We start from the raw sequence: 13,077 nt of genomic DNA on the forward strand, positions 1-13,077 counted from the left end.
GTCAGGTCCCCGTCCATGTATACGAAGGGCGACACGCACACCTCGTGAAACAGAACAACGACGCCGAAGACAAGTTCGACGACGAGAACTTCCCTGCGTACAGCATGGGACGCGCCGCCGAGCTGCTCGGCGTCACCCAAGCCTTCCTCCGGAGTCTCGACACCGCGAACCTGGTCAATCCGATGCGGTCGGAAGGCGGGCACCGGCGGTATTCGCGATATCAGCTCCGCATCGCCGCCCGCGCGAGGGAACTCGTCGACCAGGGCACCGCACTCGATGCGGCGTGCCGGATCATCATCCTGGAGGATCAGCTCACCGAAGCCCTCCGCATCAACGACGAACTGCGCCGAAGCAAACACGACGAGTAACCGGCAACGCGGTCAGCAGCACTTCGCGCCGGGGTTCGCGTCCGCGTCCGCGTGACGTTCCCGCCAGTACTGACGCTCGCTCGGGACACGACATCCCGGGTGGAGCCTGCGGTGCAGTTCCACGTAGCGCGCATAGTCGTGGTCACCCATCAACGCTCCGAGCCACCACCACACTCGGCGCAGTACCGCGGTCATGAGGTGCCCGTCTTCTCGTGAGCGTGCCGGCGCAACGGGCCGTCCCGCGTCACCGCCGCACCGGGAGGCCGGACCTTGCCCGACGCGATCAGTTCGTCCCACTGCTTCTGCAACTCCCGCTCGGCGGGGGTCGGAACGAACCCAGCGGGAGCGAAGATCTTGGACGGTACGTCCGGAGACTCCGTCGTCGGAAGCCCACCCGCACGTACGGCCTTGACGCACACGACGAGACCCGCCGCTACCACGACGAGCACGAGTCCCGCGAACACGATCGACAACGTGCCCTGGATGAACGTGTTCCGGATGACCGCGTCGATCTCGTCGAGGCTGTCCGCCGACCCGAACGCGGTCGCGCCCGAGTTCTTTGCGTCGACGAAGGCGCGGTGCTGTGCCCAGTACCCCACCGCACGGTCCGAGGAGAAGATCTTCTGCCAGGACGCGGTCATCGTCACGATCAGGTCCCACACAAGCGGAACACCGGGAATCCACGCCCACTTCGTCATTCCCTTCTTCACCACGATGGTGAGAACGACGGTCAGCGCGATCGCCGCGAGCAACTGGTTGGCGATGCCGAACAGCGGGAAGAGGGTGTTGATGCCGCCGAGCGGGTCGGTCACGCCCATCAGCAGGATCGCGCCCCACGCGGCGACCACGACCAGCGAGCAGAACCATGCGCCGGGCCGCCAGGACGGATCCTTGAAGCGGCGGGCCGGACCACCGAAGTTGCCGAGCGAGTCCGAGAGCATGAAGCGGGCGACGCGGGTTCCCGCATCCACGGTGGTGAGAATGAACAGCGCTTCGAACATGATCGCGAAGTGGTACCAGAACGACTTGAGAGCGTCGCCACCGAACAGGTCGCTGAGCACCTGGGACATACCGAACGCGAGCGTCGGCGCACCACCTGTGCGGGAGATGATCGATTCCTCCCCGACCGCTGCCGCGGCCCCGGCGATCTGCTCGGGAGTGATATCCGGCGACGACAGGCCGAGTCCGTTGACGTAGGCCGCCGCGGTCTCCGGGGTGCCTCCGGTGAGCACTGCGGGGGCATTGAGCGCGAAGTACAGGTGCTGATCGATGATGCAGGCCGTGACCAGCGCCATGATCGCGACGAACGACTCGGTGAGCATTCCGCCGTATCCGATCAGCCGGATCTGCTTCTCTTTCTCGAGCATCTTCGGGGTGGTGCCCGACGAGATCAGGGCGTGGAAACCGGACAGTGCGCCGCACGCGATGGTGATGAACAAGAACGGGAACAGCGAACCTGCGAACGCGGGTCCGTTCCCGGCGACCGCGAACGACGACACGGCCGGCATCTCGATCACGGGACGGGCGACAAGGATGCCCACGGCGAGCAGGATGATCGTGCCGACCTTCATGAACGTCGAAAGGTAATCGCGCGGCGCGAGCAGCAGCCAGACCGGTAGTACCGACGCCGCGAACCCGTAGGCGATCATCAGCCATGCGATGGTGACCGGAGAAAGGGTGAACCATTCCGTTCCCCAGTTCGTTTCGGCGACCCACCCACCGGAGATGATCGCCAGCAGCAACAGGGCCACTCCGATGAGCGAGACCTCCGCGACTTTGCCGGGTCGCAGGAACCGCAGGTACACGCCCATGAACAGGGCGATCGGGATGGTCATCGCGATGGAGAACAGCCCCCACGGGCTCTCGGCCAGGGCATTGACCACGACGAGTGCGAGTACCGCGATGAGAATGACCATGATGACGAAAACCGCGATCAGGGCGGCGGTTCCGCCGACAACGCCGAGTTCTTCGCGCGCCATCTGTCCCAGGCTGCGCCCACGGCGCCGCGTCGAGATCCACAACACGAGGAAGTCCTGGACCGCTCCGGCGAAGACCACTCCGACGACGATCCAGATCGTGCCGGGCAGATAACCCATCTGCGCGGCGAGAACCGGACCGACGAGCGGTCCCGCGCCTGCGATCGCGGCGAAATGATGACCGAACAACACCCGCCGGTCGGTCGGCATGTAGTCCTTGCCGTTCTCGAGCACCTCGGCAGGAGTGGCACGATCGTCGCGCGGTTGCACGATCTTTCGCTCGATGAACTTGGCATAGAACCTGTACGCGATCAGATAGGTACAGACCGCCGCGATGACGAACCACACGGCGTTGACGTCCTCGCCGCGCACCAGCGCGATCACGGCCCAGGCGACGGCACCGGCGACCGCCAAGAGGACGAACACGATGCGCGCGGTCAGCGACATCGGAGTTCGATCGACGACGCCGACCGGCGGCAGATCCGGGTCCGTACGGAGATATTCGACGTACTCGCGGCTGTGCGGCGACTGCTCGACGGCCATTTCGGCTCCTCACCGGGGCGGCGCGGGACCGTGCGCGACGCCACGGTGGTCCGCGTCGTCGCGCACGATGCTGGCCTGCGTCACGCTACTCGCGCGAAGCCGGTGAGAACCGGGAAAATGGTCCGAATGCAGAGGTTCGGGTGCGTACTGTTGCGCCGACGTACGGCGTCAGCCGCGCGCCGCCATCCGCGCCCGGACCTCGGGACGCCGCAACGGCGGAACGGTGCGGGGAGGCTGTCTCCGTTCGGGCAGCGACGCCAGCAGCCTGGTGGTCGTCGCGGCTACCTCGGCGACAGCCTGGTCGAACGGCTCCCGGGTCGCGTCGGACAAGGACTGGATTCCGGTGACCTTACGGACGTACTGCCGGGCGGCCGCCTCGATTTCCTCGGCGGTCGCTGCCGGCTCGAGTCCGCGCAGCTCTGTGATGTTCCGGCACATATCCCGAAGGGTAGCCCCGAACCACCGTTCCGACAGCGCCTAGCACGTTACGTACGTATACCGGCAGCGCATCACCGAACCGTCGCTTCGGTGACACGCACACGGTGTCCGCCCCGGCGGGCAACCGGGGCGGACACCGAGGGCATCAGGAGTCGAGACGCTCGATGATCGTCACGTTGGCGGTGCCGCCGCCTTCACAGATGGTGAGCAGTCCGTAACGACCGCCGGTGCGCTCGAGTTCGTTCAGGAGCGTCGACATCAACTTGGTGCCGGTCGCGCCGAGGGGATGACCGAGCGCGATCGCGCCGCCGTTGACGTTGACCTTCGCCGGATCGGCGCCGATCTCCTTGATCCAGGCCAGCACCACCGGTGCGAACGCCTCGTTGATCTCGATCAGATCGATGTCGTCGATCGTCAGACCGGTCTTCTCGAGCGCGTGCTGCGTGGCCGGGATCGGGGCGGTCAGCATGAAGATCGGGTCGTCACCGCGGGCGCTGAGGTGGTGGATCCGGGCACGGGGCTTCAGGCCGTACTTCTTCACGGCCTCGTCCGACGCCAGGAGGACAGCGGAGGCACCGTCGGAGATCTGGCTCGCAACAGCCGCCGTGATCCGTCCGCCTTCGACGAGGGGCTGCAACGATGCCATCTTCTCGAGGCTCGTCTCGCGCGGCCCCTCGTCGACGGTCGCGTCACCGAGCGGCACGGTCTCGTTGTCGAAGCGACCGGCAGCGATCGCGGCCTTGGCGCGCTCGTGGCTCTGCAGTGCCCACTGCTCGAGTTCTTCGCGGCTGATGTCCCACTTGTCGGCGATCATCTCGGCGCCCTTGAACTGGGACACCTCGTCGCTGCCGTAGCGCTCGGTCCAGCCCGTCGACCCGCCGAAGGGCGTGTCGAAGCCGTACTGCTGCCCGGCCGTCATCGCCGACGAGATCGGGATCTGCGACATGTTCTGCACGCCGCCCGCAATGATGAGGTCGGCGGTATTGCTCATGATCGCCTGAGCGCCGAAGTGCAGCGCCTGCTGGCTCGACCCGCACTGGCGGTCGACGGTCACCCCGGGCACGTGCTGCGGGTAACCGGCAGCGAGCCAAGCGGTGCGGGCGATGTTGCCGGCCTGACCGCCGATGGCGTCGACGCAGCCGAACACCACGTCGTCCACGTCGCCCGGATCGATTCCGGTGCGCTCGACGACGGCCTTGATGACGTGCGCGCCGAGATCGGCCGGGTGCACGCCGGACAGTCCGCCCTTCTTCTTGCCGATCGGTGTGCGCACCGCGTCGACGATGTAGGCCTCGGTCATGATTGCTCCTTATGCAGATCCGGGTTCGACAGTCCGTCGAGAACGATGGAAAGGTATTGCTGCGCAACTTGTTCTACGGTGAGGGCGCCACCGGGGCGGTACCACCGCACCGCGACCCACACGGTGTCGCGGACGAACCGGAAGACGAGTTCGACATCGAGATGCGGCCGGAACGTACCGTCGGCCACGCCACGCTCGAGGACACCTATCCACAACTCCCGGAATTCGGTGTTCCGTTCGGCGATGTACGCGAAGCGTTCGCCCTCGAGGTGCTTGGCCTCGTCCTGGTAGATCGCCACCGCCGAATGCGACCTGTCGATCGACTCGTACGACGTGGTCACCAGGGCCTCGAGCGTCGCACGGGAGTCGAGCCCCGACGCGACGATCTTGTGATACCGGTCGAACAGGTCGTCGAGGAATCCGCGCAGGATCTCGTCGACCATCGATTCCTTCGAATCGAAATGGTGGTAGAGGCTTCCCGAGAGAATCCCGGCCGCGTCGGCGATGTCGCGCACGGTGGTCGCGCGGACGCCCCGCGAAGCGAAGAGATCGGCAGCAATGGCGAGCAGTTCGGCGCGGCGTCCCGACTTACCGTTGCTGTCGTCGCGAGATGGAGTCATGGAGTCATCCTTTCAAGCTGCCGCGCGCGGTCCCGGTTGCGGGGAGCCGCGCGCGGGCGCATCAGGCGCGCTGCGAGGAGACGGAGACGACCTCGCCGGTCAGGTATGTGGTGTAGTCGCTCGCGAGCATCGCGATGGTGGCTGCGACTTCCCACACCTCCGCGGCCCGGCCGAAGGCTTCGCCCGCGGCAAGCTGGTCGAGCAGTTCCTCGCTGGTCACCTTCGCGAGGAAGGCGTGCCGTGCGATGGACGGTGCGACCGCGTTGATCCGCACTCCGTACTCCGCGGCCTCGATCGCCGAGCATCGGGTGAGCGCCATGACGCCGGCCTTCGCCGCGGCGTAATGCGCCTGCGAGTGCTGGGCACGCCAGCCGAGCACCGACGCGTTGTTGACGAGCACGCCGCCGTGATCGACCGAGCGGAAGTAGCGCAGCGCAGCGCGGGTCGCGCGGAAGGTGCTGGTGAGGGTGATATCGAGGACGCGGTCCCACTGGTCGTCGGTCATGTCTACGATCGGGGTTTCCCCGCCGAGACCCGCGTTGTTGATGAGCACGTCGATGCGGCCGAGTTGTTCGGCGGCACCGGAGATCAGGGCATCGACCTGTTCGGTGGACGAGACGTCGCACACGATCGACGCGACCTGCTGCTCGGGAAACTCCGCCGCGAGCTTGTCGGCGGCCTCACCGAGACGACGCTCGTGGAAGTCGGAGACCAGCACGTCGGCGCCCTCGAGCAGTGCGCGCCGCGCCGAGGAGAACCCGATTCCGGTTCCCGCGGCGGCGGTGACGACGACCTTCTTCCCCGTCAGCAGACCGTGGCCCGGTGTTTCGACGGGCGCGGTGGCCAGGGGTGAAATGGCGCTGGGCGAAGTGGTCACGGACGTGCCTCCCGGGGAAGGCCGAGCACGCGCTCGGCGATGATGTTGCGCTGGATCTCGTTGGATCCGCCGTAGATGGTGTCGGCGCGGGTGAACAGGAACAGTCGCTGCCACTCCGCGAGTTCGAGGTGTTCGGGGTCCGTGAGGACGGACGGCGTGCCGGCGTGGTCGTGGTCGGGACCCACCAGCGAGGCCGCACCTTCCACGTCCATCGCCAGTGCGCCCAGGTCGCGGTGCCAGTTGGCCCAGAACAGCTTCGCGACGGATGCCTGTCCCGGATCTGCGTCGTCCAGGGTACGCACCGCGTGCGCCCGCATCACCCGTAGTCCGATGCGGGCACGGGCGATCTTCTCGCGGACGGCAGGATCGTCGAGCGCGCCGTTCGCCGCGGCGACATCGGTGATGGTCCGGAGTTCGCGCGCGAACCCGATCTGCTGGCCGAGGGTCGAGACACCACGCTCGAAGGTCAGCAGGCCCATGGCGACCTTCCAGCCGTCGCCGGGTGTGCCCACCACGAGGTCGGCGTCGGTCACGGCGTCGTCGAAGAAGACTTCGTTGAATTCGGACGTGCCGGTGAGTTGCTGAATGGGACGCACCGTCACGCCGGGCTGGTCGAGCGGTACGAGCAGGAAGCTCAGGCCGTGGTGCCGGGACGATCCCGGTTCGGTGCGGGCGACGACGAAAGCCCACTGCGCGACGTGCGCGAGGGAAGTCCACACCTTCTGGCCGTTGATGACCCACTTGTCGCCGTCGAGACGGGCGGTGGTGGAGACGTTCGCCAGATCGGACCCGGCGCCGGGTTCGGAATAACCCTGCGCCCACAACTCGGTGACGTTGCGGATTCCGGGAAGGAAGCGCTGCTTCTGTTCCTCGGTTCCGAATGCGATGAGGGTGGGACCGAGCAGTTCCTCGCCGAGGTGATTGACGCGCGCGGGGGCGTCGGCTTTCGCGTATTCCTCGTGGAAGATGACGCGCTGTTCCATCGTCGCGCCCCGCCCGCCGTATTCGGTGGGCCAGCCGATGCAGGTCCAGCCCGACTCCGCGAGGTGGCGATCCCACGCGAGTCGTTGTTCGAAGAATTCGTGTTCGCTACCGGGTCCGCCTTTGCCTCTGAGCCCGGCGAACTCGCCGGTCAGATTCTCTTCGAGCCACTGTCGTACGGTGGCCGCGAACTCCGCATTGTCCAGGCTCTCGCTCTCGTGCACGTCTGTACGATAACCTACCAAGCAATTGCTAGGTAGGGAGCTACGTGAACACAACACCCGGAACCACGCCGGCCGCCCTCATCCGTGCCGTCGGCGACCACGCGAACGGACTCGCCGTCGTCGACGGCGATACCCGTCTGACCTTCTCTGAATTGCACGACCGTGTACGGGACTTCGCTGCCGCACTCGTGGCCCGCGGATTCCGGCCCGGTGACCGCGCCGCTATCTGGTCCCCCAACACTTTCCACTGGGAGATCGCCGCTTTGGGCGTGCACTGGGCGGGCGGAGTCGTCGTCCCCGTCAACACCCGCTACACAGGCAGCGAAGCCGCCGACATCGTCGAGCGAGTGCACGCCGCAGCCCTCGTCGTGGCCGGGGAATTCCTCGGCAGCGACCGTTTCACCCAGTTGCGCAACGCTGCACCCGAACTCGTCCTTCCGACCGTCGTGCGGGTCCCGCTGGGCGGGAACGACGCTCCCCGCGACGACGTATTCGAGTGGGACGACTTCCTGGCAACCGCGACCGAGGATCTGCGCACCGAGGCCGACGCTCGCGCGAACGCCGTGCAACCCGACGATGTGGCCGACATCCTTTTCACTTCCGGCACCACCGGCCGCAGTAAAGGCGTACTGAGCGCGCATCGCCAGACCATCGGTGTCGCCGACGCCTGGGGTGACTGCGCCGAACTGTCTCCCGACGACAACTATCTGATCATCAACCCGTTCTTCCACAGCTTCGGCTACAAGGCCGGCTTCATGGCGGCACTGCTCGAGGGTGCGACGGTGATCCCCATGGCGGTGTTCGACACCGAGAAGGTCATGGAGATCGTGTCACGGGAGGACATCAGCGTGCTTCCCGGAGCACCCACGATCTACCAGTCGATTCTCGATCACCCCCGGCGCGACGAGTACGACATGTCGACGCTCCGCATCGCCATCACGGGAGCCGCGCCGGTGCCCGTCTCCCTGGTCGAGCGGATGCAGCGGGAACTGAGCTTCGACGCGGTACTCACCGCGTACGGGCAGACCGAAGCCGTGGTCGCCACGATGTGCCGGGTCGACGACGATCCGGTGACCGTGTCCACCTCCTCGGGCCGCGCCACCGCCGGCTTCGAGGTACGCATCGGTGAGAAGGACGAGATCCTGCTCCGCGGACCCAACGTGATGCTCGGATACCTCGACGATCCCGAGGCGACCGCCGCCACCATCGACCCGGACGGCTGGCTGCACACGGGCGATGTCGGCGTGCTCGACGAGCGCGGTTACCTCGACATCACCGACCGGCTCAAGGACATGTACATCAGCGGCGGGTTCAACGTGTACCCGGCCGAAGTCGAAGCCGAGTTGCTCCGTGTTCCCGGGGTACACGAGGTGGCGGTCATCGGGGTGCCCGACCCGCGCATGGGCGAGGTCGGGCGGGCGTTCGTCGTCCCACTGGACGGGCAGCAGCCCACAGAGGACGACATCATCGCGTATGCCAAAGAGAAACTCGCCAACTTCAAGGTTCCGCGGTCGGTCCGGTTCGTGGACGCACTGCCCCGAAACCCGTCCGGCAAGGTACTGAAAAACGTTCTGCGTGAGGAGAAGTCATGACCGTCCCGTTCGAACCCGACGTCGTCACCTACGAGGTGCGCGACGGCGTCGCGATCGTCACTCTCAACCGTCCCGACTACCGCAACGCGCAGAACTCGGTCATGACCTACGCCTTGGACGCCGCATTCGAGCGGGCTGTCGAAGACGACGAGGTGAAGGTGATCGTGCTGGCCGGCAACGGTAAGCACTTCTCCGCCGGCCACGATCTCGGCACCCCGGGCCGCGACCACCACGTGCACTACGACAACAAGGCCGTCATGTGGTGGGACCACGTGGACAAGGCCGGCGGCGACCAGCGTTACGCCCGCGAGATGGAGGTGTATCTCGGGATGTGCCGCCGTTGGCGTGAGATCCCGAAGCCGACCATCGCGTCGGTGCAGGGAGCGTGCATCGCCGGCGGCCTCATGCTCGCGTGGGTGTGCGATCTGATCGTTGCCTCGGAGGACGCGTTCTTCTCCGATCCCGTGGTGCGCATGGGTATCCCGGGCGTTGAGTACTTCGCGCATCCGTGGATTCTGGGAACGCGGTTCGCGAAGGAGATCCTCTACACCGGTGATCGCTTCAGCGCGCAGCGCGCCTACGAGGTGGGCATGGTCAGCCGGGTCGTTCCGCGTGAAGAACTCGAATCCGAAACCCTCTCTCTCGCCTCGCGTATCGCCGAGATGCCGCGCTTCGGCCTGGCGCTGACCAAGCGTGCCGTGAACCAGTGCGAAGACCAGATGGGGATGCGCAACGGCATGGATTCCGTCTTCGGCCTGCACCACTTCGCGCACGCGCACAACGCCGAAGTGGGCGCCGACTCGCTCGGTGGCATGAACGCCAAGTCGATGGCCGCGAGCGCGCGGCCCACCCAGGAAGGGAAGTAGTGGACCTCGAACTCGACGACGACACCCTCGCGTTCCGCGACGAGGTGCGCGCGTTCCTGAAAGAGAACGTGCCGCAGACTCCGCTGAAGTCCATGGACACCGCGGAAGGTTTCGAAGAACACCGCCGGTGGGAGCAGCAACTCGCCGATGCGCGGATGTCGGTGGTGTCCTGGCCGGCCGAACTCGGTGGCCGCGATGCGAATTTGCAGCAGTGGGTCGTGTTCGAAGAGGAGTACTACCGCGCGGGTGCGCCCGGGCGCGTGAGCCAGAACGGCATCTTCCTGCTCGCCCCCACGCTCTTCGAACACGCGCACCCCGACCAGCTCGCACGGATCATGCCGCGCATGGCACGCGCCGACGACATCTGGGCCCAGGCCTGGTCCGAACCCGAGTCGGGCAGCGACCTCGCGTCGTTGCGCTCCACCGCGACCCGGGTCGACGGCGGCTGGCTGCTCAACGGACAGAAGACCTGGAGCTCGCGTGCCTCGTACGCGGACATGGGTTTCGGTCTCTTCCGGTCCGACCCGGATGCGCAGCGACACAAGGGCATCACGTACTACATGTTCGATCTGCGGGCCGAGGGCGTCACCGTCAGGCCCATTCCCCAGCTCGACGGTGAGCCGGGGTTCGCGGAGATCTTCCTCGAGAACGTCTTCGTGCCCGACGATCCGGCGAACCCCGGCGAGTCCGGAGTGATCGGCGCGGTCAACGAGGGCTGGCGGGTTGCGATGAGCACCGCGTCCAACGAGCGCGGGCTGTCGCTGCGCTCCCCCGGCCGGTTCCTCGCGGCCACCGACCGCCTGCTGCGCAGCTACCGCGACTCCGACCTGCACGGCGATACGGCGACACGCAACCGCGTGGCCGACGCGTGGATCGGCGCACGTGCCTACGAGCTGTCCACGTGGGCAACGGTCACCCGTCTGCAGAGTGGTGGCCAGCTGGGCGCGGAATCGTCGATCAACAAGGTGTTCTGGTCCGAGTGGGACATCGCGACCCACGAGACCGCTCTCGGCCTGCAGGGACCGGACGCCGAACTCGTCGACGGCTGGACCGACGGTTACCTGTTCTCGCTGTCGGGCCCGATCTACGCCGGCACCAACGAAATCCAGAAGAACGTCATCGCCGAGCGGCTGCTCGGCCTTCCGAGGGGTGACCGATGAGATTCGCACTCGACGAGTCGCACGAAGACTTCGCGTCCAGCATCGACGCCCTGCTCACCAAGTCGGATATGCCCGCGGTGATCCGGGCCTGGAACACCGGCGACACCACCGCCGGTCTCGCAGTGTGGCAGCGGCTCGCCGACACCGGCGTCAACGGGTTGCTCGTCCCCGAGGAGCACGACGGTCTCGGCGCCGACGCGGTCGACCTCGTCGTTGCCCTCGAGCAACTGGGCCGCCACGCCGTTCCCGGACCGGTCGTCGAGACCGTCGCGGTGGCGCCGGCGTTGCTCTCCGCCGTGGCACCCGAGAAACTCGCCGCGCTCGCCGGCGGGTCGCTCGCCACCGTCGCTTTCGCACCGCATGTCCCCTATGCGGTGGACACCGACGTCGCGGCCCTGGTGCTGCACGTCGCCGACGGAACCGTGTCGGTGGGCACTGCCGGACCTGCGCGCGAGTCGGTCGATCGGTCACGCCGCCTGTCCGAAGTCTCGCCGTCCGAGACGCTCGGCACGACCGATACGGCCGCGGCGTTCGACATCGGCGTACTCGCGTCGGCCGCTCAGTTGCAGGGTCTCGGCCGGACGTTGCTCGAGACGACCGTCGAATACGCGCAGCAGCGCAAGCAGTTCGGACGGGCGATCGGCTCCTTCCAGGCGATCAAGCACCACCTCGCCGAGGTGGCCGTGGGTCTGGAGATGGCCCGGCCTCTCCTGCACGGCGCCGCACTCGCGATGCGCGACGGGCTTCCGACCGCGTCGCGCGACGTCTCGGCCGCCAAGGTGGCCTGCGGGGACGCCGCGTACCGGGCCGCTCGCACCGCACTGCAAGTGCACGGCGCGATCGGCTACACCCAGGAATACGACCTGTCGTTGTGGATCACCAAGGTCCGTGCCCTCGTCACCGCCTGGGGCACGCCGGACGCACACCGGGCGCGGATCGTCGACGCGCTGGAGAAGGCCGAGGTGGCGTCGTGACGTTCGAATCCGAAGACCGCGCTGCACTGCGCGAGTCGGTGCGGATGCTGCTCGCCAAGCACTCCGACTCCGCCGCGGTGCGCAAAGCGATCGCCTCGCCCGACGGGTACGACGCCGACCTGTGGACACGGCTCGTCGAGCAGGTGGGCGTGGCCGCGCTTGCGATCCCGGAAGAATACGACGGTGTCGGCGCGTCTCTCGCCGAAACCCACGTGGTCCTCGAAGAACTCGGCCGCACGCTCGCACCCACGCCGTTCCTCGGCTCCGCGGTTCTCGCCGCGCAGGCGCTGCTGCTGTCCGGTGACGCCGACGCCGCAGGGCGGCTGTTGCCCGGAATCGCCGCCGGCGAGATCGTGGCCGTGTGCTGGGCGTCGAAGTCCGGCTGGGACACCCCCGGTGTCGTCGCCGACGGCGACGTCCTGACCGGCACCGCTCACTACGTGCTCGGCGGAGACGTCGCATCGGCACTGCTCGTGCTGGCCACCGACGGCGACACGACCGCGTTGTTCGAGGTGGACCCCGCCGCGGAGGGGGTCAAGCGCCGCCGGGTACCCACGATGGATCCCACCCGCACTCTGGCAGAGGTCTCGTTCTCCGGGGTCACAGGCACCCGTGTGCCGTGTCCTTCCGACCTCGTCGAGCGATTGCGGTCGGTCGCGGTGATCGCGGTGTCGGCCGAGCAGGTCGGGGCGGCGCAGGCAGCGCTCGATCTCACCGTCGAGTACACCAAGAACCGCAAGCAGTTCGGCCGGGTGATCGGGTCGTTCCAGGCACTCAAGCACCGCATGGCCGACATGTACGCGCTGGTCGAGACCGCGCGGTCGATGTCGTACGCCGCTGCACTGTCGCAGGATCCGCAGGACGCGTACGCCGCCAAGGTCTACTGTTCGGAGGCTTTCGAGCAGGTGGCGTCGGAAACGATCCAGTTGCACGGCGGTATCGCCATCACGTGGGAGCACGACGCGCAGTTGTACTTCAAGCGTGCCCACGGCACCGCCCAGTTGTTCGGCCCGCCGCGCGCGTATCTGCAGGCGATCGCGGGCTGACCGGGAATTCGTCTTTCGTCCGTGCCGATTCCCCGTGCCGGGACCGCGCCACCTCGTAGCCCTGCACCAGGGCTCGGGGTGGCGCACCCGGCATGCACGGATGATTGAGCCG

Annotated in this window: 13 protein-coding genes; 6 read left to right on the plus strand and 7 right to left on the minus strand. The window is 67.1% G+C overall.

Annotated features, from left to right (window positions below):
* Positions 1–44: 44 nt before the first annotated feature.
* Entirely contained in the window at positions 45–368 is a 324-nt protein-coding gene (locus tag ACFWBU_RS15550; RefSeq protein ID WP_378528697.1) for a helix-turn-helix domain-containing protein, read from the plus strand.
* Between the two features lie 12 nt (positions 369–380).
* Here the strand turns inward: ACFWBU_RS15550 and ACFWBU_RS15555 are convergent, their stop codons facing one another.
* From ACFWBU_RS15555 to ACFWBU_RS15585, 7 genes are all read right to left on the minus strand, one after another.
* Entirely contained in the window at positions 381–563 is a 183-nt protein-coding gene (locus tag ACFWBU_RS15555; RefSeq protein ID WP_378528680.1) for a YbdD/YjiX family protein, read from the minus strand.
* Positions 560–2,887, minus strand: coding sequence for a carbon starvation CstA family protein (locus tag ACFWBU_RS15560; protein WP_169623089.1), 2,328 nt, complete (start codon positions 2,885–2,887; stop codon positions 560–562). The genes ACFWBU_RS15555 and ACFWBU_RS15560 overlap by 4 nt, the downstream gene beginning before the upstream one ends.
* 168 nt (positions 2,888–3,055) lie before the next feature.
* Complete coding sequence (locus ACFWBU_RS15565) at positions 3,056–3,325, minus strand: DUF2277 domain-containing protein (RefSeq protein WP_169653326.1); 270 nt, start codon at positions 3,323–3,325, stop codon at positions 3,056–3,058.
* A gap of 145 nt (positions 3,326–3,470) precedes the next feature.
* Positions 3,471–4,625: an acetyl-CoA C-acetyltransferase gene (locus ACFWBU_RS15570; protein ID WP_378528681.1), complete on the minus strand. Its 1,155-nt coding sequence runs from the start codon at positions 4,623–4,625 to the stop codon at positions 3,471–3,473.
* The gene (locus ACFWBU_RS15575; RefSeq protein ID WP_169623086.1) at positions 4,622–5,245 is read right to left on the minus strand and encodes a TetR/AcrR family transcriptional regulator; all 624 of its coding nucleotides are present in this window, start codon (positions 5,243–5,245) and stop codon (positions 4,622–4,624) included. The genes ACFWBU_RS15570 and ACFWBU_RS15575 overlap by 4 nt, the downstream gene beginning before the upstream one ends.
* Positions 5,246–5,306: 61 nt before the next feature.
* Positions 5,307–6,122 (minus strand): SDR family oxidoreductase, encoded by an 816-nt coding sequence (locus tag ACFWBU_RS15580; protein WP_169653328.1) that lies wholly within the window; start codon positions 6,120–6,122, stop codon positions 5,307–5,309.
* Entirely contained in the window at positions 6,119–7,327 is a 1,209-nt protein-coding gene (locus ACFWBU_RS15585) for an acyl-CoA dehydrogenase family protein (protein WP_378528682.1), read from the minus strand. The genes ACFWBU_RS15580 and ACFWBU_RS15585 overlap by 4 nt, the downstream gene beginning before the upstream one ends.
* A gap of 44 nt (positions 7,328–7,371) precedes the next feature.
* Between ACFWBU_RS15585 and ACFWBU_RS15590 the strand changes: the two genes are divergently transcribed.
* From ACFWBU_RS15590 to ACFWBU_RS15610, 5 genes are read left to right on the plus strand one after another with little or no spacing between them, the layout of a single operon-like run.
* On the plus strand, positions 7,372–8,919 hold the full coding sequence (locus tag ACFWBU_RS15590) for a FadD3 family acyl-CoA ligase (protein WP_378528683.1): 1,548 nt from the start codon (positions 7,372–7,374) through the stop codon (positions 8,917–8,919).
* A complete protein-coding gene (locus ACFWBU_RS15595; protein WP_169623082.1) occupies positions 8,916–9,785 on the plus strand; it encodes an enoyl-CoA hydratase in 870 nt (289 codons plus the stop codon). The genes ACFWBU_RS15590 and ACFWBU_RS15595 overlap by 4 nt, the downstream gene beginning before the upstream one ends.
* Positions 9,785–10,945, plus strand: coding sequence for an acyl-CoA dehydrogenase family protein (locus ACFWBU_RS15600; protein ID WP_169623081.1), 1,161 nt, complete (start codon positions 9,785–9,787; stop codon positions 10,943–10,945). The genes ACFWBU_RS15595 and ACFWBU_RS15600 overlap by 1 nt, the downstream gene beginning before the upstream one ends.
* The gene (locus ACFWBU_RS15605; protein ID WP_169623080.1) at positions 10,942–11,919 is read left to right on the plus strand and encodes an acyl-CoA dehydrogenase family protein; all 978 of its coding nucleotides are present in this window, start codon (positions 10,942–10,944) and stop codon (positions 11,917–11,919) included. The genes ACFWBU_RS15600 and ACFWBU_RS15605 overlap by 4 nt, the downstream gene beginning before the upstream one ends.
* On the plus strand, positions 11,916–12,965 hold the full coding sequence (locus ACFWBU_RS15610) for an acyl-CoA dehydrogenase family protein (protein WP_378528684.1): 1,050 nt from the start codon (positions 11,916–11,918) through the stop codon (positions 12,963–12,965). Before ACFWBU_RS15605 ends, ACFWBU_RS15610 begins: the two co-directional genes overlap by 4 nt.
* Positions 12,966–13,077: the final 112 nt, after the last annotated feature.

Source organism: Rhodococcus sp. NPDC060084 (assembly GCF_042730335.1).
Taxonomy (GTDB): domain Bacteria; phylum Actinomycetota; class Actinomycetes; order Mycobacteriales; family Mycobacteriaceae; genus Rhodococcus.